Below are 20855 nucleotides of genomic sequence, written 5' to 3'. Positions count from 1 at the left end.
GACGTCCCGGCCCCCTCGGGACTCGCGGGCCGGGACGTCCCGCGGCTCAGCGCAGGCGCTCGTGGATGTCCTCGCTCATGCGGACGATGGCGACGTAGAACTCCAACGTCATCCGGATCAGGCACAGGTAGAAGATGAGGACGACCGGTCCCAGGACCAGCACGGCCAGGCCGGCACCGGCGCTCTGGACGAAGCTCGCGAGCACGAAGAAGAGCCAGAAGAGGACCATCAGGCCCACCGCCAGGGCGTAGACGACCTTGACCACCTTGGGGGTGATGAAGCTGGTGAAGGAGAAGTCGAAGAGACTGCCGAAGAACCCCTTGTCCGACTGGCCCTGCGGCAGGTTGGGGTCGCCGCCGTAGCCGCCGTAGCCGGCATAGGGGTCGGCGGGCTGGGCGCCGTACGGCGCGGTGGGCTGGTCGCCGTAGGGCTGGCCGCCCTGCGGGTCGCCCTGGCCGTACGGGTTCTCGGGCGGGTTTCCGTAGGTGGACATCGATGCTCCCTCTTCCCCCGGGGTGCCGGGACTGCTGATGTGGCTGCGCGCAGCGTAGTGGTCGCGGGGCCTCCTGCCCCGGCACATCCGGGCTGAAACGCGCCGCTCATGGCTCACCGCGCGCCTCTGCATACGTGGTATGCATACTCAGTAGGCACACGGAGGGGAGGACGGCGATGTCGGTCCGACAGGCGTTGCTCGCGCTGCTGGAGGAGGGGCCGATGTACGGCTACCAGCTCCGCACGGAGTTCGAGCAGCGCACCGGCGCGACCTGGCCGCTCAACATCGGGCAGGTCTACACCACCCTCGCCCGCCTCGAGCGCGACCGCCTCGTCGAGAGCGACGGCGCCGCCGACGACGAGGGGCACGTGGTCTACACGATCACCGAGGAGGGGCGGGAGACCGCGCGCGACTGGTTCACCACGCCGGTCCCGCGCGAGCAGCCGCCGCCCCGCGACGAGCTGGCGATCAAGCTGGCGATCGCCGTCACCCTGCCCGGCGTCGACGTCACGGCCCTGATCCAGCAGCAGCGGAGCGCCACCATGGCCGCCCTCCAGGAGCGCACCCGGCTCAAGCGCGGCGGGCGGGCCGCGCAGCCGACAGCGCCCGAGGACCTCGCCTGGAGCCTGGTCCTGGACTCGCTGGTCTTCGCCGCCGAGGCGGAGATCCGCTGGCTCGACCACTGCGAGGCCCGCCTCCGGCGGATCGCCACCAGCACCACGACCAGTGCCGCACCGACCACCCGGGGGACCAGATGAGCAACGCACCGTTCCTGCGACTCGACGCGGTCACCCGCGTCCACGGCACCGGCGCCGCCGAGGTGCAGGCGCTGCGCGGCGTCAGCTTCCACGCCGAGGCGGGCGAGCTGGTGGCGCTGATGGGACCCTCCGGCTCCGGCAAGTCCACCCTGCTCACCGTCGCGGGTGGGCTGGACCAGCCCACCGGCGGCACGGTGACCGTGGACGGCGTCGACCTGGCCGACCTCGACCTCGCCGGCCGGGCCAGGCTCCGGCGCACGTCGGTGGGCTACGTCTTCCAGGACTTCAACCTGATCCCGGCACTGAGCGCGGCCGAGAACGTGGCCCTGCCCCTCGAGCTCGGCGGGGTCCGCTCCGCGCAGGCCCGCCGGCAGGCCCGGGCCGCGCTGGAGGAGGTGGGCGTCCTCGAGGTCGCCGACCGCTTCCCCGACGACATGTCCGGCGGCCAGCAGCAGCGCATCGCGATCGCCCGCGCCATCGTCGGCGAGCGACGGCTGATCCTCGCCGACGAGCCGACCGGGGCGCTGGACACCGAGACGGGGGAGGAGATCCTGCGCCTGCTGCGGGAGCGCTGCGACGCCGGCGCCGCGGGGGTGCTGGTCACCCACGAGCCCCGGCACGCGGCCTGGGCCGACCGGGTGGTCTTCCTCCGCGACGGGATGGTCGTCGACGAGTCGGCCGCCGACCTGGTCGAGGTCCGCTGATGCCGGGCTCGTGGCTGCGGAGCTGGCGACCCCTGCTGCGGCTGGCCTGGCGCGACGTACGACGAGCCCGGGCGCGCAGCGCCCTGGTGCTGGTGCTGATCGCCCTGCCCGTGCTCGCGGTGACCACGGCGCTGGTGCTGACCGCCACCGCACAGGTGACCGGGACCGAGGCGCTGGAGCGCCGGCTCGGCGCGGCCGACGCGCTGGTCGAGTTCGACGGCTACTCCTCCCGGGTCAGCCAGACCCCCGATCCCGACACCGGCATGGGGACAGGCGAGGGCCACGGCGAGGGGGTCGGGTTCACCCTCGGCACCCTGGAGCAGGTGCTCGACCGCGACGTCCGGGCCGTGGAGTGGCGCCGCACCCAGCTCCGGGTGGAGACCGACCGCGGTGTCGTCCGGGCAGGTGCCTCCTACCTCGACCTGGCCGATCCGCTCACCGAGGGGCTGGCCACCCTCGAGGAGGGCCGGTTGCCCGCCACGGCTGGGGAGGCGCTGGTCAACCGGGCCCTCGCCGACCGGGGCCCCGGGCTCGGCGAGACGCTCACCCTGGCCGACGGCACCACCTACGAGGTGGTCGGCGTCGGCGAGGACGCGGTGACGAAGCAGTTCCCGACGTTCTTCACGCCCGAGGCGCCGCCGTCCGCGACCGGAACTCCCGTCAGCTGGCTGGTCGACGCCGGTGAGGTGACGTGGGAGGAGGTGCGGGCCGTCAACGAGCGCGGCGCCAGGGTCCTCTCCCGCGCGGTCCTGCACGACCCGCCGCCGGACTCCGCGGTCGCCTCCGAGGTGCGCGGAGGCAGCGGCGACGAGGCGATGACGGTGCTGGTGCTGGTCGTGGTGATGGTGCTGCTGGAGGTGGTGCTGCTCGCCGGCCCGGCCTTCGCGGTGACCGCCCGTCGCCAGTCGCGGACGCTGGCGCTGATGGCCGCCGTCGGCGGCACCCCCGCCCAGGCGCGCGGCGCGATCCTGGCGGTCGCGGTGGTCCTGGGGAGCCTCGCCGCCGCCGTCGGGGCGCTGGGTGGGATCGCGCTGGCGCGCGGCATCCTCCCCGTGGTGCAGCACTACAGCGGCTCCTGGCTCGGACCCTTCGACGTGCCGTGGCTGCTGGTGGCGGTCGTCGCGGGCTGCGGCCTGCTGGCGGCTCTGCTCGCCGCCGCGACGCCCGCCTGGCTGGCCTCCCGGACCGACGTGGTGGCGGTGCTCGCCGGCCGGCGTGGCGACGCCGCGCCCTCGACGCGCTCGCCCCTGCTCGGGGTGGTGCTGCTGGGCGCGGGCGTGGCCGGCGCCGTCGTCGGTGCCGGGAAGGACTCCGGCGGCGAGGCCTTCATCGCGGGGTCGGCGATCGTCTCGGTCCTGGGCATGGTGCTGATCGTGCCGGTGGTCCTCGGCCTGCTCTCCCGGGTGGGCGGGCGGCTGCCCCTGCCCCTGCGGTACGCCGTGCGCGACGCGGTGCGTCACCGCACCAGGACCGTGCCCGCAGTGGCCGCGGTCGCCGCCACCGTCTGCGGCGTGGTGGCCCTGGGCATCAGCACCAGCAGCGACGCCCGCGAGAACGAGGCGACCTACGCCCCGCAGCTGCCGCACGGCGACGGGATCGTCACCGCCGTCGAGTCGACGCCCGCAGTGTGGCAGCAGCTCGAGCAGGTGGTGCGCCGGGAGCTGCCGGCGGCGACGGTGACCCCGGTGGTCGGGGTGCCCGAGCTGATGGAGGGCTACGTCGAGGTCGGGTACCGGCTGCCCGGGGAGCGCGGATCGGACTGGTTCCTGGAGTGGACGGGCGGGAACCTGGGCACGTCGGGCCTGGTCGCCGACGAGCTGCCCGCGGTGCTGCGCGACCTGAGCGGGGCCGAGCGTGAGCGCGGCGACCGGGCGCTGGCCGCGGGGCGCGTCGTCGTCTTCACGGCCGACCCGGTCGACGCCGACCAGGTGCGGGTCAAGGGCAGCGTGTGGGACGACCAGGCCATGGAGCAGACGACGATCTTCGGCCCCGAGACGTTGCCGGCGACCTTCGTCCAGGTGGAGACCCGCGGATACCCGGTCCCGGCCGTGGTCCCCACCGAGGTGGCCGAGCAGCTGGGCATGGAGGTGTCGACCGTCGCCCTGCACGTCACCGGGGCGCCGATCCCGGAGCAGACCGCCGCCGACCTCGACGAGGCGGTCGCGGCCACGGGCGAGTACGCCGGGTTCTACGTGGAGCGCGGCTACGCGCCACATCCTGCCGAGCGCTGGGTCGTCTGGGTGCTCGCGGCGCTGGGCGGGGTGCTGATGGTGGGCGGCACGCTCACCGTCACCTTCCTGGCCCTCAGCGACGCGCGCCCCGACCTCGCGACGCTCGCGGCGGTGGGCGCCGCACCCCGGACCCGGCGGGCGGTGGCGGCGTCGTACGCCCTGGTGGTCGGGCTCGTCGGCGCCGTGCTGGGGGCGCTGGTCGGGCTGGTGCCGGGGATCGCGGTCGCCTTCCCGCTGACCCGCTCCTACGGCGCCACCGGGGAGGTCTCCGTGGGTCCGTTCGTGGAGGTCCCGTGGCTGATGATCGCCGCCGTCGTGGTGGCGCTGCCGCTCCTGACCGCGGCGGTGGTCGGGCTCTGCGCCCGCTCACGCCTGCCGATGGTGGCGCGGCTGGAGTGAGGGGGAATGTCACCCCGGGTCCACGGGGTTGACCCGGGGTGACCGACCCCGCCATGCCTGCCCTGTCCGTGCTCGACCTGGTCCCGGTGCGCAGCGACCAGACCACCGGCGATGCGATCAACGCCACGCTCTCCCTGGCGAAGGTGGCCGACGAGCTCGGCTACACCCGCTACTGGCTGGCCGAGCACCACAACATGCCGGCGGTCGCCGCGACCAACCCGCCGCTGCTGATCGCGATGGTCGCCGGCGCGACCACGCGGATCCGGGTCGGCAGTGGCGGCGTGATGCTGCCCAACCACTCCCCGCTGGTGGTCGCCGAGCAGTTCGCGCTGCTCGAGGCGGCGTACCCCGGCCGGATCGACCTCGGCATCGGCCGGGCGCCGGGCACCGACCAGCTGACCCGCTACGCGCTGCGCCAGGGCGCCGGCGGCGAGGACCCGGTGGCGGAGTTCCCGCGGTACGTCGACGACATCGGCGTGCTGATGTCCGAGCAGGGCGCGGCGATGGCGTTCAAGGGCCGCGAGCACCCGCTCAAGGCGACGCCGAAGGCCGCGTCGGTCGCGCCGATCTGGCTGCTCGGCTCCTCCGACTACTCCGCCCGGCTGGCCGCCTCCCGCGGGCTGCCCTACGTCTTCGCCCACCACTTCTCCGGGCAGGGCACGGCCGAGGCGCTCGAGCTCTACCGGACCTCCTACCAGCCCTCCGAGCGGTTCCCCGAGCCGCGCACCTTCCTCACCGTCAACGCCTGTGTCGCCGAGACCGAGGAGGAGGCTCGGCGGCTGGTGCGCCCGCAGGTGCTGCAGATGCTCGCCATCGTCACCGGCGGGACACTCACCCCGCAGGCGCTGGTCGAGGAGGCCGAGAAGGTCGAGCTCGCCGAGGGCCAGCAGGGGATCGCCCGCGGCATGATGAACCGGTGGGTGATCGGCGACGCCGCCACCGCGCGCACCCGGATCGCCGACCTCGCCGCGCAGTTCGGCGTCGACGAGGTGATGGTCCACCCGGTCGCCGGCTCCTACGCCGGCACGCCTGCCGACGCGACCCCGGCCCGCGAGGAGACGCTGCGGCTTCTGGTCGGCTGACGCCTCACCAGGTCGTCGGCTTGGCGGGCGTGTCCAGCCAGGTGTCGAAGAACGCCTCCAGGTCCTGGTCGCTGACCCGGGCCGCCAGCCGGCGGAACTGCTCCGTCGTGGCGACGTCGCCCCCGTGGGTCCGGAGCCAGGTCTTCGCGAGGCGGAAGAACGTCTCGTCGCCGAGCCGTTGGCGCAACGCGTGCAGGGTGGCGGCGCCGCGCTCGTAGACCGCGTCGGCGAAGAGGTCGTCGCGCCCCGGGTCGGAGACCACGGTCGTCCAGAAGTCGTCGTCGGCCGGCCTGGCCAGCACCTCGTCGAACGCCTCCTGCGTGGTGGTGGTGCCGCGGGCCTCGGTCCACAGCCACGACGCGTACTCCGCCCAGCCCTCGTTGAGCCAGATGTCGGACCAGCGGCGCGGGCCGACCTGGTTCCCCATCCACTGGTGGGCCAGCTCGTGCGCGGCGGTCGACTCGCGTGCCACCTCGCTGAAGACCGACCGGGTCTGGGTCTCCAGCGCGTAGCCGACCGAGTCGTCGTCGACGGTGGCGCCGTAGGCGACGAACGGGTAGCGGCCGAACCGGGCCTCGAAGAACCTCACCATCGGACCCGTCAGGGCCAGGGTCGCCCGGCTCACCCGCCGGTCGTCGGCGGGGAGGTCCCGGTCGAGGAAGTCGATCACCGGCAGGCCGCCGGAGACGGTGGAGCGACTCATCCGGAAGTCACCGATCGTGGCGGTGGCCAGGTAGGAGGCCATCGGGTCCGGGGCGTCCCAGACCCAGGTGGTCCGGCGGTGGTGGGTGCGGCGGCTCTCCAGCAGCCCGTTGGCCGCGACGGCCAATCCCTTCGGCACGGTGACCTCGAAGCGGTAGGTGGCCTTGTCCTGAGGCGTGTCGTTGGCCGGGAACCAGGTGGGAGCGCCGTCCGGCTCGTTGACCACGATGGCGCCGTCGCGGGTGGTGACCCAGCCGTAGAGGGCACCCTCGATGTCCCTCGGACGGCCGGTCGTGCCGCCGTACCGCACGACCACCGTGTGCCGCTGCCTCGGGCGCAGCGAGGAGCGCGGGGTGACCACCAGCTCGTGGTCGCGGACCTGGCGGAACCGCGCCGGGCGGCCGTCGACCTCGACCGACCGCGCCTGCAGGCCCCGCAGGTCGAGGTTGAACCGGGTGAGCCGCTCGGTCGGCACCATCCGGATCCTGGCCACGGCGTCCAGCCGGCCCCTGAGCCGCCCGGGGGCGGCGCGAGGCGGGGTGTAGTCGAGGGTCAGGTCGTAGTGCTTCACGTCGTAGCCGCCGTTGCCTGCCAGCGGGAAGTACGGGTCGCCCGCGCCGGGGCCGCCGGGGGACTCGGCTGCGCTGCGGGTGGCCAGCAGCGTGACCAGCAGGGCGGCCACCACGGCTCCCACGATCGTGCGCCTGTGACGGACGGACATCTCCAGCCTCCTGCCCGACGCCGGTGGACGACGCCCGAGGATTCGACGGTAGCCCTGTCCGCGGCCCGGCGACAGGGTCGCCGGAGTGACTCGACAAGACTGCGTCAAGAGGCGTCAAGATCGCGTCAACATCGGCGCCCGGAGCTCTGCTCGCGGCTTGGCTGGTCGCATGAGTCTTGCAACCGGCCTCCTGATCGCGGCGGTCCTCGCGATCGCGGCGTACCTGCTCACGGCGTTGATCCTCCCGGAGCGTTTCTAGTGTCCGACACCGTCTCCGGCCTCCTCTCGATCGCCACCCTCCTCGGGCTGCTCGCCCTCCTCTACGTCCCCCTCGGCGACTACATGGCCCGCGTCTACGACGGGGCCCGGCACCTGCGGGCCGAACGCGGCGTCTACCGGCTCACCGGGGTGAACCCCGACGTCGAGCAGAGCCCGCGCTCCTACGCCGTCAGCGTGCTCGGCTTCTCGCTGGTCGGGGTCGCGCTGCTGATGGTCATCCAGATGGCCCAGGCGCACCTGCCGATGAGCAGGGACCTGCCAGGAGTCCCCCTCTGGATGTCCTTCAACACCGCGGCCTCCTTCGTCGCCAACACCAACTGGCAGTCCTACGCCGGCGAGTCGACCCTCGGCTTCACCGTGCAGATGGCCGGGTTGGCGGTGCAGAACTTCCTCTCCGCGGCTGTCGGCATGGCGGTCGCGGTCGCCCTGATCCGCGGCTTCGTCCGGGTGCGCAGCGGGTCGCTGGGCAACTTCTGGGTCGACCTGACCCGGGGCACGCTGCGGATCCTGCTGCCGATCGCCTTCGTCGGCGCGCTGCTGCTGATCCTCGGCGGAGTGGTGCAGAGCTTCTCCGACACCGGCATGGAGACCCTCGCCGGCCACAGCCAGGTGCTGACCGGCGGACCGGTGGCCAGCCAGGAGTCGATCAAGGAGCTCGGCACCAACGGCGGTGGCTTCTACAACGCCAACTCCGCCCACCCGTTCGAGAACCCCAGCGGGTTCACCAACCTGCTGGAGATCTTCCTGATCCTGCTCATCCCGGTCTGCCTGACCCGCACCATGGGCACCCTGCTGGGCGACCGTCGCCAGGGTCTGGCGGTGCTCGGCGCGATGGGCGTGCTGGTCACCCTCTCGCTCGTGGTCGTGACCGCCGCCGAGGTCGGCGCCCGGTCGGACGCCGCACAGGCGGCGGGCGCCGCGATGGAGGGCAAGGAGACCCGCCTGGGCGAATGGGCCTCCGCGCTCTTCGCGGTCGCCACCACCGGCACCTCCACCGGCGCGGTCAACGCCAGCCACGACTCGCTGACCCCGCTCGGGGGCGGGATGGTGCTGATGAACATGATGTTCGGCGAGGTGACCCCGGGCGGCGTCGGGACGGGGCTCTACGGGATCCTGATGATGGCGATCCTCGCGGTCTTCGTCGCCGGGCTGATGGTCGGCCGCACCCCTGAGCTGTTCGGCAAGAAGATCGGCTCGCGGCAGATGACCTACGTCGCCCTCTACACGCTCACCACCCCCGCCCTGGTGCTGGTCGGCACCGGCCTCGCGATCTCGCTGGACTCCACGCCGGACGCGATGGGCAACCCGGGCGGGCACGGGTTCAGCGAGGTGCTCTACGCCTACACCTCCGCCGCCAACAACAACGGCAGCGCGTTCGGCGGCATCACGGTGACCTCGGACTTCTTCCAGATCACCCTCGGGCTCGCCATGCTGCTCGGCCGCCTGGTGCCGATCGTGATGGTCCTGCTGCTCGCCGGATCGCTGGCGGAGCAGGGCAAGGTCCCGGCCACCGCCGGCACGCTGCCGACCCACAAGCCGCTCTTCGTGGGCCTCGTGGTCGGCGTGATCGTGATCATGACCGCGCTCACCTACTTCCCAGCCCTTTCCCTCGGACCGATCGCAGAGGCACTCGCATGAGCACCGCCCAGTCCACCGCCCAGTCCGTCTCCGGCCGCCAGCTGGTCGCCCAAGGCCTGGCGCAGCTCCCCGAGGCGCTGCGCAAGCTCGACCCGCGCCACCTCTGGCGCTCCCCGGTGATGTTCCTGGTCTGGCTGGGATCGATCGTGACCACGGTGGCCGCGGTGGTGGAGCCCAGTGTCTTCACCGCGGCGCTCGCGGTGTGGCTGTGGCTGACCGTCGTCTTCGGCAACCTGGCCGAGGCCGTGGCCGAGGGCCGCGGCAAGGCCCAGGCCGCCTCGCTGCGGGCGGCCCGGACCGACACGGTCGCCCGGCGACTCGACGCGGCCGGCCACGAGACCGCGGTGCCCGGCACCCAGCTGCTCGTCGGGGATCGCGTGGTGGTGGAGGCCGGTGAGGTGATCCCCGGCGACGGCGACGTGGTCGAGGGCATCGCCAGCGTCGACGAGTCGGCGATCACCGGGGAGTCCGCGCCGGTGATCCGCGAGGCCGGAGGGGACCGCAGCGCGGTGACCGGCGGCACCCGGGTCCTCTCCGACCGGATCGTCGTGCGGATCACCGCGGCCGCGGGGGAGACCTTCCTGGACAAGATGATCGCCCTGGTGGAGGGCACCTCGCGGCGCAAGACGCCCAACGAGGTGGCCCTCTCGATCCTGCTCACCAGCCTGACCCTGGTCTTCCTGGCCGCCGTCGCCACGCTGGCACCGATGGCCGAGTACGCCGGGGCGCCCCAGGACCTGGTCGTCCTGGTGGCCCTGCTGGTCTGCCTGATCCCCACCACCATCGGCGCCCTGCTCTCCGCGATCGGCATCGCCGGCATGGACCGGCTGGTGCGGGTCAACGTGCTGGCCATGTCGGGCCGCGCGGTCGAGGCAGCGGGCGACGTCTCCACGCTGCTGCTGGACAAGACCGGCACCATCACCTATGGCAACCGGCAGGCCGCCCGGTTCATCCCCGCTCCGGGGGTGAGCGAGGCGGAGCTGCTGGCCGCGGCGCGGCTCTCCAGCCTCGCCGACCAGACCCCGGAGGGTCGGTCCGTGGTCGAGCTGGCGCTGAGCCTGGGCGCCGACGACCGGGACCTGCCGGCTGGTGCGACGTTCGTCGAGTTCACCGCGCAGACCCGGATGTCGGGGGTCGACCTGGCCGACGGCACCCAGATCCGCAAGGGGGCGGGCTCCGCGGTGGCGGCGTGGCTGGGCGCCGGGCCCGCGGCCGAGATGGCCGACGTGGTCGACGAGATCGCCCGCGCCGGGGGCACCCCGCTGGTGGTGGCTCGCTGCGGTGCGGGCACCGACTCGGGGGTGCTGGGTGTCATCCACCTCAAGGACGTGGTGAAGGAGGGGATGGCCGAACGGTTCGCCGAGCTCCGCTCGATGGGCATCCGCACGGTGATGATCACCGGCGACAACGCCCTCACCGCGCGGGCGATCGCCGACGAGGCCGGGGTCGACGACTTCCTCGCCGAGGCGACTCCGGAGGACAAGCTGGCCTACATCCGCCGTGAGCAGTCCGGGGGACGGCTGGTGGCGATGACCGGCGACGGCACCAACGACGCGCCGGCGCTGGCCGCCGCCGACGTGGGGGTCGCGATGAACAGCGGCACCGCGGCGGCCAAGGAGGCCGGCAACATGGTCGACCTGGACTCCGACCCCACCAAGCTCATCGACATCGTGGAGATCGGCAAGCAGCTGCTCATCACCCGCGGCGCCCTGACCACGTTCTCCATCGCCAACGACGTCGCGAAGTACTTCGCGATCATCCCGGCCATGTTCGTGGCCGCCTACCCCTCCCTGGACGCCCTCAACGTGATGGGCCTGGCGACACCGCAGTCGGCGATCCTGTCGGCGGTGATCTTCAACGCCCTGGTGATCGTCTTCCTGATCCCGCTGGCCCTGCGCGGCGTCCGGTTCCGGGCGGCCTCGGCCACCCAGGTGCTGCGTCGCAACATGCTCGTCTTCGGGCTGGGCGGCGTCCTCGTCCCCTTCGTCGGCATCAAGCTCATCGACCTCGTCGTCTCCCACATCCCAGGAATTGGCTGATCACATGAACACCGACTTCGTACGCCAGTCACTCACCGCCCTGCGGGCCCTGCTCGTCTTCACCGTGATCCTCGGGGTCGCCTACCCCGTGACGGTCTGGGCGGCCGGCCAGGCGCTCGGCGACCGGGCCGAGGGGCAGCCGCTGCGCCACGACGGGCAGGTCGTCGGCTCCCGCCTGCTGGGTCAGCAGTTCGAGGGAGAGGAGTGGTTCCACTCCCGTCCCTCGGCCAACGACTACGACACCCTGGCCTCCGCTCCCAGCAACCTCGGACCCAGCAACACCGACCTGCTCGACCTGATCGAGGAGCGTCGCGCCGAGGTCGCGGCGCGGGAGTCGGTGCAGGCCGACGACGTACCGCCAGACGCGCTGACCGCCTCCGGCTCCGGCCTGGACCCGCACATCTCGCCGGAGTACGCCGCGATCCAGGCGCCCCGGGTGGCGGCGGCTCGAGGCCTGGACGTGCAGCAGGTGCGTGACCTGGTGGAGGCCAGCACCGACGGGCGCAGCCTGGGATTCCTGGGCGAGCCGGGCGTCAACGTGCTGGAGCTCAACCTGGCGGTGCTGCGGGCGGACGAGGGTGGAGACTGACGCCATGAGGCCTGGCGAACGCGGGAGGCTCCGGGTCTACCTGGGAGCCGCGCCCGGGGTGGGCAAGACGTTCGCGATGCTCGACGAGGGTCACCGCCGGGTCGAGCGCGGCACCGACGTGGTGGTGGCCTACGTGGAGACCCACGGGCGGCCCCGCACCGCGGAGGCCGCGGCGGGACTCGAGGTGGTGCCGCGGTGCGCGATCGGCTACCGGGGCACCGTGGTGGAGGAGATGGACCTGGACGCCGTCCTGGCCAGACGCCCGGCGGTGGCCCTGGTCGACGAGCTGGCGCACACCAACGTGCCGGGCAGCAGGCACGAGAAGCGGTGGCAGGACGTGCAGGCCCTGCGGGATGCCGGGATCGAGGTGGTCACCACCGTCAACATCCAGCACCTGGAGTCGCTCAACGACGTGACCGAGTCGATCACCGGCGTCCGCCAGCGGGAGACGGTGCCCGACCACGTGGTGCGCTCCGCGGACCAGATCGAGCTGGTCGACATGAGCCCCCAGTCGCTGCGGCGCAGGATGGCGCACGGCAACATCTACAGCGCCGACCGGGTCGACGCGGCGCTCTCGCAGTACTTCCGGGAGGGCAACCTGACCGCGCTGCGCGAGCTGGCCCTGCTCTGGCTCGCCGACCGGGTCGACGAGGGAATGGAGCGCTACCGCGACGCGCACCAGATCGACTCCACGTGGGCCACCCGCGAGCGGATCGTCGTCCCGGTCTCCGGCGGACCGGAGTCCACCACCCTGATGCGCCGGGCCGCCCGGATCACCTCGCGCTCCTCGGGGGCGGGCTGGCGTGCCCTCTACGTCACCCGCAACGACGGTCTCACCGGCGTCTCCCCCGACACGCTGATCAGCCTGCGACGCAAGGCCGAGGAGCTCGGCGGCACCTTCCACACCGTGGTCGGGGACGATCCGGCCGAGGCCATCCTGGACTTCGCCCGCGCCGAGAACGCCACCCAGATCACCATCGGCGCCAGCCGGCGCGGCCGGGTCTCCACGCTGCTGCGCCCCGGGGTCGGCGAGCGCGTGGTCGCCGGCTCCGGCGACATCGACGTCCACATCGTCGCCCACGAGCACGCCCGCCAGGGAGTGGCGAGGTCGCACCCGCCCGAGGGCCTGGGACGTCGACGCAGAGCCGTGGGCCTGGTCTTCGGGATCCTCGTCCCGCTGCTGGTGAGCCTGCTGCTGCGCTGGACCCAGGACCTGCACGCGCTGCCCACCGAGGCGATGGTGCTGATGGTCGTGGTGGTGGCGACCGCCCTGATCGGCGGGCTGGCGCCGGCCCTGGTCTCCGCCCTCGCCAGCGGCCTGCTGCTCAACCTGCTGCTGACCCCGCCGGTGGACACCCTGACCATCGCGGAGCCGGAGAACGCGGTCACGATCGCGCTCTTCCTGATGGTGGGCATCGCGGTGGCCACGGTGGTGGGCGACGCAGCCCGCCGTTCGGCCCAGGCGACCCGGGCCCGGGCCGAGGCCGACGCGCTCACGGTGCTCGCCCACAGCCTGCTCAACGCCACCGACGACACCGACGGGCTGCTCGCCTCGGCGTGCGAGCTCCTGAACGCCGACGGTGCGGCGATCTTCCGGCGTGAGGACGGCACGGGCACGGCGGAGGTGGCGGTGGCCACCTGGGGGAGGGCGCCGCGGGACCGCGAGGCCGCCGACGTGACCGCGGCCATCGACGAGCGAAGCACGCTGGCGCTGGCCGGTTCCAACCTGCCCGCCTCCCAGCGCAGCCTGCTCAACGCCTACGCCGCCTACGCCGGCGTGATGGCCGACCGCCGCCGCGCCACCGAGGGGGAGGGGGAGCGGCTGCGACTGGCCGAGGCCGACCGGACCCGGACCGCCCTGCTCTCCGCGGTCTCGCACGACCTGCGCTCTCCGTTGGCCGCGGTCAAGGTGGCGGTGGACAGCCTGTGCAGCCCCGACGTGGAGTGGTCGCCCGAGGACGAGCGCGAGCTCCTGACGACGATCCAGGAGGCGACCGACCGGCTGATCGGCCTGGTCACCAACCTGTTGGACATGAGCCGGGTGCACACCGGGTCGATCCGGCCACGGAGCGCCGAGGTGGTCCTCGCGGACGCCGTGCACGACGCGCTCGCCCCGCTGCCGGGGTCGGCGCGGGTCGAGGTCGCGGTCGACGAGCAGCTGGTGGCGCTGGCCGATCCCGGGCTGCTGGACCGGGTGCTGGCCAACCTCTGCGAGAACGCGCTCAAGCACACGGCCGCGACGGCGGGGATCCGGGTCGACGCGACGGCCCTCGCCGGCGACCGGGTGGTGCTCCGGATCGCCGACACCGGGCCGGGCGTCGGTTCCGGCGACCGGGACCGGCTCTTCGACCCCTTCCAGCGGTTCGGCGACGTGCCCCGGGAGGACGGGGTGGGGCTGGGGCTGGCCGTGGCCCGCGGCCTGACCGAGGCGATGGGTGGGACGCTGAGCGCCGAGGAGACCCCCGGCGGCGGCCTGACCTTCGTGCTGGAGCTGCCCGCCCTGTCACCCGACCTCGAGGAGGAGCTCTCGTGACCCGTGTCCTGGTGGTCGACGACGACCCTGCCATCCGCCGTACCCTCGGGGTCAACCTGCGGGCCCGAGGCTACGAGGTGGAGACCGCCGGAGACGGCCGCTCGGCCCTGCAGGCGGTGGACGAGCAGGTGCCCGACGTGGTGCTGCTCGACCTCGGCCTGCCCGATCTCGACGGGGTGACCGTGCTCGGCCGGCTGCGCGCGATGGCGGAGGTGCCGGTGATCGTGGTCTCGGCGCGCACCGAGTCCGACGACAAGGTGGAAGCGCTCGACCTCGGGGCGGACGACTACATCACCAAGCCCTTCTCGATCGAGGAGCTGTTGGCCCGGGTGCGTGCGGCCACCCGCCGGGCCGGAGCCGAGTCCCCGGCGCTCCGGGTGGAGGTCGACGGACTGGCGCTGGACGTCAGCGACTGCGTGGCGCGCCGCGACGGCCAGGAGGTCCGGCTGACCCCGACCGAGTGGCGGATCGTCGAGCACCTCGTCCGTCGCCGCGGGCGGCTGGTGCGCCAGAGCGACCTGCTGCACGCCGTCTGGGGCCCGCGCTACGACCGGCAGACCAACTACCTGCGGGTCCACATGTCCAGCATCCGCCGCAAGCTGGAGCGTGACCCCGCGCATCCGCAGCTCTTCCTCACCGAGCCGGGGATGGGTTATCGCTTCGTCATCCAGGAAGCAACAAAAAGTCAGGCTTGACTGTTTGTTAGTTCGTGCCGCAGGCTGAGCACATGACCGACCAGCCGACCCGCGTCCCGCAGGAGGAGCGGACCCGCGCCATGCGGGCGCGCCTGCTGGAGGCGACGGTCGAGTGCCTGGTCGAACGCGGCTTCTCCGGCACCTCGACCACGCTGGTCTCCCAGCGCGCCGGGGTCTCCCGCGGCGCCCAGCTGCACCACTTCCCGACCAAGAACGACCTGGTCGTCGCCGCCGTCGAGCACCTGACCGCCAAGCGCGCCTCCGAGCTGGCCGCCGTCCTGGGGGAGGACGCGCGCCGCGAGCACGGGACCCGCGCGGTCCTGGGCATCCTCGCCGACCACTTCACCTCACCGGTCTTCGCCGCGGCCCTCGAGCTGTGGGTCGCCGCGCGCACCGACGAGCAGCTGCTCGCCGCCGTCCAGCCGCTGGAGCAGCGGGTCGGTCGCGAGACCCACCGGCTGACCGCCGCGGCGCTCGGCGTCGACGGCAGCGCGCCCGGCACCCGCGAGCTGGTCCAGGCGACCCTCGACCTGCTGCGCGGCCTGGGCCTGGCCAGCACCTTCTCCGACGACACCCGTCGTCGCGAGCGGATCCTCGACCAGTGGGCGGTCACCCTCGACGCCGCGCTGGCCGCCCCCACCACCGACCCCACCACCGAAGGAGCCTGACCCTTGCTGGACGACGTTCTGGCCGACCTCACCGCGGAGGGTGACCGGCTCGAAGCGCTGGTCGCCCCGCTCGCCCCCGAGCAGTGGCGCACCCCCACGCCCGCCACCGGCTGGGACGTGGCCACCCAGGTCGCCCACCTCGCCTGGACCGACGAGGTCGCCGTCAAGGCGGCGACCGACAAGGAGGCCTGGGACGCCGAGGTGATGGGCGCGATCGGCAACCCCGAGGGGTACGTCGACGAGAGGGCGCTCACCGGTGGCGCCGTCGACCCCGCCGAGCTGCTCGCCCGCTGGCGCACCGCCCGGGCCGCGCTGGCGCAGACCCTGCGCGACGTCCCCGAGGGGCAGAAGCTGCCCTGGTTCGGGCCGCCGATGTCGCCGACCTCGATGGCCACCGCCCGGCTGATGGAGACCTGGGCGCACTCCCTCGACGTGCACCAGGCGCTGGGCGCCGAGCCCGAGCCGACCGACCGGATCAAGCACGTCGCGCACCTCGCCGTCCGCACCCGCAACTACTCCTTCGCCCAGCACGGGCTGGAGAAGCCGGCCGAGGAGTTCCGCGTCGAGCTCGTCTCGCCGTCGGGGGAGACCTGGAGCTACGGCCCCGAGGACGCCGCGCAGACCGTCACCGGTCCGGCGTACGACCTCTGCCTGCTGGCCACCCAGCGGATCCACCGCGCCGACACCGCGCTGGTCGCCACCGGTGCCGACGCCGACCGGTGGCTCGACCTCGCCCAGTGCTTCGCCGGCCCGGCCGGGGAAGGCAGGGCCGCCCGATGACGGCCTCCCCCACACAGCAGCCCGTGCGGATCGGCAACTGCTCCGGCTTCTACGGCGACCGCCTCTCCGCGATGCGCGAGATGCTCGAGGGAGGGGAGCTGGACTACCTGACCGGTGACTACCTGGCCGAGCTGACCATGCTGATCCTCGGCAAGGACACCATGAGGGACCCGAGCCTCGGCTACGCGCGGACCTTCGTCCGCCAGGCCGAGGAGTGCCTGGGGCTGGCCCTGGAGAAGGGCGTCAAGGTCGTCGCCAACGCCGGCGGGCTCAACCCCGCCGGGCTGGCCGAGAAGCTCCGCGAGGTCGCCACGGGCCTGGGTCTCGACGCCCGGATCGCCCACGTCGAGGGCGACGACCTGCGCCCGAGGGCGGCCGAGCTCGGCTTCCCGAACGCGCTGACCGCCAACGCCTACCTGGGCGGCTTCGGCATCGTCGCCGCGCTGCGCGGCGGCGCCGACGTGGTCGTCACCGGCCGGGTCACCGACGCCTCGGTGATCGTGGGCCCGGCGGCCTTCCACCACGGCTGGACCCCCGAGCAGCACGACGAGCTCGCCGGCGCCGTGGTCGCCGGCCACGTGATCGAGTGCGGCACGCACGCCACCGGCGGCAACTTCTCCGGGTTCACCGGGATCGACCCGGCGCTGCGGGCCAAGCCCCTGGGCTTCCCGCTCGCCGAGATCGCCGCCGACGGCTCGTTCGTGGTCACCAAGCACGAGGGCACCGGCGGTGCGGTCACCGTCGACACCGTCACCGCGCAGCTGGTCTACGAGATCCAGTCCACGACGTACCTCAACCCCGACGTCTCCACCCGGCTCGACACCGTGGAGCTCACCCAGCAGGGCCCGGACCGGGTCGCGGTCTCCGGCGTGCGCGGCGAGGCCCCGCCGGCCACCCTCAAGGTCTGCGTCAACGAGCTCGGCGGCTGGCGCAACAGCATGGAGATCCTGCTCACCGGGCTGGAGATCGACGCCAAGGAGGCGTGGGTCAAGGAGCAGATGGTCGCGGCCTGGGGCGACAACGCCCCGGCCACGGTGGCCTGGTCCCGCTCCGCACCGCCCGTCGAGGACCCGGACTCCCAGGAGCTGGCCTCCTGCGTGCTCCGGGTGATGGCGTTGGACGCCGACCCCAAGGTCGCGGGCAAGGGCTTCACCGCCCCCGCGGTCGAGGTGGCGCTCGGCTCGTTCCCCGGCCTGACCCTGATGGCCCCGCCCGGACCGGCGACGCCGTACGGCATCTACCGCCCGGAGTACGTCGACCGCGCGGCCGTCGAGCACACGGTCGTGCACGCCGACGGCACCCGCGAGGTGATCGCCGACCCGGCGACGTACCTCGCCGCCGACGAGCTCGCCGCGGTGCCGCGGGCCGGTCTCAGCACCGGGTCGCCCGAGGCGCCCCCCGAGACCGTCACCCGCAAGGTGCCGCTCGGCACCTTCGTGCACGCGCGCTCCGGGGACAAGGGCGGCAACGCCAACCTCGGTCTCTGGGTCGCCCGGGACGACGCCTCCACCGACGAGGAGAAGCACCGCGCCCGGGTCGAGTGGCTCACCGCGTTCGTCACCCCCGCCCGGATCAAGGAGCTGCTGCCGGAGGCCGCCGACCTCGAGGTCGAGGTCTTCGCGCTGCCCAAGCTCGGCGCGGTCAACGTGCTGATCCACGGGCTGCTGGGCGCCGGGGTCGCCGCCTCCACCCGGATCGACCCCCAGGCCAAGGCCCTGGGCGAGTGGGTCCGCGCCCGTCACGTCCACATCCAAGGAGACCTGCTGTGACCGGATCGAGCGCCGAGGAGCGCGACGCGCTGCGGAAGATGGCCGCCGACTTCACCCGCCGCGAGATCGCCCCGCACCTGCAGGAGTGGGAGGACGCCGGCGCGCTGCCGCGCGAGCTCCACTGCAAGGCGGGGGCCGCCGGCCTGCTCGGCGTCAGCTTCCCCGAGTCCGTCGGCGGCAGCGGCGGCGACCTGCTCGACACCGTGGCGCTGCAGGAGGGGATGTTCTCCGAAGGCGCCTCGAGCGGCCTGATGTCGGCGCTCTTCACCCACGGCATCGCCTGTCCGCACATCGCCGCGCACGGCAGCCCCGAGCTGGTCGACCGCTGGGTGCGCCCGACGCTGGCCGGCGAGCTGATCGGCTCGCTGGGCATCACCGAGCCCGGCGGCGGCTCCGACGTCGGCAACATCGCCACCACCGCCCAGAGAGTGACAGGGCGTGACGGGGAGGAGTGGGTGATCAACGGGTCCAAGACCTTCATCACCTCCGGCACCCGCGCCGACTTCGTCACCACCGCGGTCCGCACCGGAGGCCCCGGCGCGGGCGGCATCTCGCTGATCGTGGTGCCGACCGACACCCCCGGCTTCACCGTCGACCGCAAGCTGGCCAAGATGGGCTGGCACAGCTCCGACACCGCCGAGCTGGGCTACGTCGACGTCCGGGTGCCGGTGACCAACCTGGTCGGCGACGAGAACGCCGGCTTCTGGTACATCGCCGAGCAGTTCGTCGTCGAGCGGATGGCGCTGGCCATCCACGGCTACGCGATCGCCGAGCGCTCCCTGGAGCTCAGCGTCGACTACTGCCGCCAGCGCAGCACCTTCGGGGAGCCGCTGATCAAGCGCCAGGTGGTGCGCCACAAGCTGGTGGAGATGCGGAGGCAGGTGGAGGCCGCGAAGGCCTACACCCACGCCGTCGCCGCGCAGTACGTCGCGGCCGGGGGACCGAACGAGGCCGTCATCGCCGCCGCCTGCATGGCCAAGGAGACCGCCTGCAACGCCGCGACCTACGTCTGCGACCAGGCCGTCCAGCTGCACGGCGGGACGGGCTACATGCACGGGACCGAGGTGGAGCGGCACTACCGCGACGCCCGGCTGCTGCCCATCGGGGGCGGAGCCACCGAAGTACTCACTGACCTTGCCGCCAAGCTGTTGGGATACACGAAGTGACTGAGACGACCGTGGAAGAGACGACCGTGGAGGAGCAGCGCCGCACCAGCCTGCTCGCCAAGCTGACCGACCTCGACGCCGAGCACGCCAAGGCCGTGGCGGGGGGTGGCGAGAAGTACATCGAGCGCCACCACACGCGCGGCAAGCTGCTGCCCCGCGAGCGCATCGAGCTGCTGATCGACGAGGGCTCGGCCTTCCTCGAGCTGAGCCCGCTGGCGGGCTGGGGCTCCGACTTCACCGTTGGCGCCTCCACCGTCTGCGGCATCGGGGTCATCGAGGGCGTCGAGTGCATGATCAGCGCCAACGACCCCACCGTGAAGGGGGGCGCCTCGAACCCGTGGACGTTGAAGAAGACCTTCCGGGCGGCGCAGATCGCGAGTGAGAACAACCTCCCGATGGTCTCCCTGGTCGAGTCGGCCGGTGCCGACCTGCCGACCCAGAAGGAGATCTTCATCCCGGGCGGCAAGATCTTCCGCGACCTGGCGCGCGCCTCGGGCCGCCGCCAGCCGACCATCGCCCTGGTCTTCGGCAACTCGACCGCCGGCGGCGCCTACGTCCCCGGCCTCTCCGACTACACCGTGATGGTCAAGGAGCAGGCGAAGGTCTTCCTCGCCGGCCCGCCGCTGGTCAAGATGGCCACCGGTGAGGAGACCGACGACGAGGAGCTGGGCGGCGCCGAGATGCACGCCCGCACCTCCGGGCTCGCCGACTACCTCGCCGAGGACGAGCGCGACGCCATCCGGATCGGGCGCCGCATCGTGGCCCGCCTCAACTGGCGCAAGGCCCGTCCCGAGGGGGAGCGCACCTACGCGGAGCCGGAGCACGACCCCGAGACGCTGCTCGACCTGATCCCGACCGACCTCAAGGAGCCCTTCGACCCGCGCGAGGTCATCGTCCGGATCGTCGACGGCGTCAGCAGCGGCAACGAGGTGCCCTTCGACGAGTTCAAGCCGCTCTACGGCTCCTCGCTCGTCACCGGCTGGGCCCAGCTGCACGGCCGCCCGATCGGCATCCTCGCCAACGCCCAGGGCGTGCTCTTCAGCGAGGAGGCCCAGAAGGCCACCCAGTTCATCCAGCTGGCCAACGCCAAGGACACCCCGCTGCTCTTCCTGCACAACACCACCGGCTACATGGTCGGCAAGGAGTACGAGCAGGGCGGCATCATCAAGCACGGCGCGGCGATGATCAACGCGGTCTCCAACTCGACCGTCCCGCACATCTCGGTGCTGATCGGCGCCTCCTACGGCGCCGGCAACTACGGCATGAACGGGCGCGCCTACGACCCGCGCTTCCTCTTCACCTGGCCCAACGCCAAGTCCGCGGTGATGGGCCCGGCCCAGCTCGCCGGTGTCCTGTCGATCGTCTCGCGCGCCGCCGCCGAGGCCAAGGGCAAGGAGTACGACGAGGAGGGCGACGCCGGGATGCGCGCCTTCGTCGAGCAGATGGTCGAGGAGCAGTCCCTGCCCTACGTCCTGAGCGGGATGCTCTACGACGACGGCGTCATCGACCCGCGCGACACCCGGACGATCCTCGGGATCGCCTTCTCAGCCATCGACACGGTGCCCGTCGAGGGCACCGACCGCTTCGGCGTCTTCAGGATGTGAGTGAC

The 20855-nt window shown here is 72.9% G+C and carries 17 protein-coding genes; 15 read left to right on the top strand and 2 right to left on the bottom strand.

Translation table 11 applies throughout. The features are described 5' to 3' along the window. Positions 1-46: 46 nt before the first annotated feature. A complete protein-coding gene (locus tag AC3X7R_RS08730) occupies positions 47-493 on the bottom strand; it encodes a DUF4282 domain-containing protein (RefSeq protein ID WP_489965224.1) in 447 nt (148 codons plus the stop codon). Between the two features lie 176 nt (positions 494-669). Here AC3X7R_RS08730 and AC3X7R_RS08725 point away from each other — a divergent pair, with 176 nt between their 5' ends. The 4 genes from AC3X7R_RS08725 to AC3X7R_RS08710 are packed head-to-tail and all read left to right on the top strand — an operon-like array spanning position 670 to position 5667. Further along, the gene (locus AC3X7R_RS08725) at positions 670-1251 is read left to right on the top strand and encodes a PadR family transcriptional regulator (RefSeq protein ID WP_489965223.1); all 582 of its coding nucleotides are present in this window, start codon (positions 670-672) and stop codon (positions 1249-1251) included. Beyond that, positions 1248-1955 (top strand): ABC transporter ATP-binding protein, encoded by a 708-nt coding sequence (locus AC3X7R_RS08720; RefSeq protein WP_489965222.1) that lies wholly within the window; start codon positions 1248-1250, stop codon positions 1953-1955. Before AC3X7R_RS08725 ends, AC3X7R_RS08720 begins: the two co-directional genes overlap by 4 nt. Beyond that, positions 1955-4585, top strand: coding sequence for an ABC transporter permease (locus tag AC3X7R_RS08715; protein ID WP_489965221.1), 2631 nt, complete (start codon positions 1955-1957; stop codon positions 4583-4585). Before AC3X7R_RS08720 ends, AC3X7R_RS08715 begins: the two co-directional genes overlap by 1 nt. A gap of 53 nt (positions 4586-4638) precedes the next feature. Next, complete coding sequence (locus AC3X7R_RS08710) at positions 4639-5667, top strand: LLM class flavin-dependent oxidoreductase (RefSeq protein WP_489965220.1); 1029 nt, start codon at positions 4639-4641, stop codon at positions 5665-5667. 4 nt (positions 5668-5671) lie between these two features. Here the strand turns inward: AC3X7R_RS08710 and AC3X7R_RS08705 are convergent, their stop codons facing one another. Next, positions 5672-7090, bottom strand: coding sequence for a M1 family metallopeptidase (locus AC3X7R_RS08705; RefSeq protein WP_489965219.1), 1419 nt, complete (start codon positions 7088-7090; stop codon positions 5672-5674). 169 nt (positions 7091-7259) lie between these two features. Here AC3X7R_RS08705 and AC3X7R_RS08700 point away from each other — a divergent pair, with 169 nt between their 5' ends. The 11 genes from AC3X7R_RS08700 to AC3X7R_RS08650 all read left to right on the top strand — a co-directional run bounded on the left by AC3X7R_RS08700 (position 7260) and on the right by AC3X7R_RS08650 (position 20850). Then, positions 7260-7349: a potassium-transporting ATPase subunit F gene (locus AC3X7R_RS08700; protein WP_489965218.1), complete on the top strand. Its 90-nt coding sequence runs from the start codon at positions 7260-7262 to the stop codon at positions 7347-7349. Continuing rightward, entirely contained in the window at positions 7349-9007 is a 1659-nt protein-coding gene (kdpA, locus tag AC3X7R_RS08695) for a potassium-transporting ATPase subunit KdpA (RefSeq protein WP_489965217.1), read from the top strand. The genes AC3X7R_RS08700 and kdpA overlap by 1 nt, the downstream gene beginning before the upstream one ends. A gap of 119 nt (positions 9008-9126) precedes the next feature. Then, complete coding sequence (gene kdpB, locus AC3X7R_RS08690; RefSeq protein WP_489965911.1) at positions 9127-11046, top strand: potassium-transporting ATPase subunit KdpB; 1920 nt, start codon at positions 9127-9129, stop codon at positions 11044-11046. Between the two features lie 4 nt (positions 11047-11050). Then, positions 11051-11635 (top strand): potassium-transporting ATPase subunit KdpC, encoded by a 585-nt coding sequence (gene kdpC, locus AC3X7R_RS08685; protein WP_489965216.1) that lies wholly within the window; start codon positions 11051-11053, stop codon positions 11633-11635. A 4-nt stretch (positions 11636-11639) separates the two neighbouring features. Beyond that, positions 11640-14168, top strand: a complete 2529-nt coding sequence (locus tag AC3X7R_RS08680; RefSeq protein WP_489965215.1) for an ATP-binding protein — start codon at positions 11640-11642, stop codon at positions 14166-14168. Beyond that, the gene (locus tag AC3X7R_RS08675) at positions 14165-14863 is read left to right on the top strand and encodes a response regulator transcription factor (RefSeq protein ID WP_489965214.1); all 699 of its coding nucleotides are present in this window, start codon (positions 14165-14167) and stop codon (positions 14861-14863) included. Before AC3X7R_RS08680 ends, AC3X7R_RS08675 begins: the two co-directional genes overlap by 4 nt. A 32-nt stretch (positions 14864-14895) precedes the next feature. Then, entirely contained in the window at positions 14896-15531 is a 636-nt protein-coding gene (locus AC3X7R_RS08670; RefSeq protein WP_489965213.1) for a TetR/AcrR family transcriptional regulator, read from the top strand. Positions 15532-15534: 3 nt separating this feature from the next. Next, positions 15535-16311, top strand: coding sequence for a TIGR03084 family metal-binding protein (locus AC3X7R_RS08665; protein ID WP_489965212.1), 777 nt, complete (start codon positions 15535-15537; stop codon positions 16309-16311). Beyond that, on the top strand, positions 16308-18080 hold the full coding sequence (locus AC3X7R_RS08660; RefSeq protein ID WP_489965211.1) for an acyclic terpene utilization AtuA family protein: 1773 nt from the start codon (positions 16308-16310) through the stop codon (positions 18078-18080). Before AC3X7R_RS08665 ends, AC3X7R_RS08660 begins: the two co-directional genes overlap by 4 nt. Beyond that, on the top strand, positions 18077-19246 hold the full coding sequence (locus AC3X7R_RS08655; protein ID WP_489965210.1) for an acyl-CoA dehydrogenase family protein: 1170 nt from the start codon (positions 18077-18079) through the stop codon (positions 19244-19246). The genes AC3X7R_RS08660 and AC3X7R_RS08655 overlap by 4 nt, the downstream gene beginning before the upstream one ends. Continuing rightward, complete coding sequence (locus AC3X7R_RS08650) at positions 19243-20850, top strand: acyl-CoA carboxylase subunit beta (RefSeq protein WP_489965209.1); 1608 nt, start codon at positions 19243-19245, stop codon at positions 20848-20850. The genes AC3X7R_RS08655 and AC3X7R_RS08650 overlap by 4 nt, the downstream gene beginning before the upstream one ends. Positions 20851-20855: the final 5 nt, after the last annotated feature.

The sequence above is a fragment of the Nocardioides sp. Z22_16 genome (assembly GCF_058134365.1).
The sequence above is the reverse complement of the archived record's forward strand: the minus strand, read 5'-3'. Positions and strand labels throughout refer to the sequence as shown.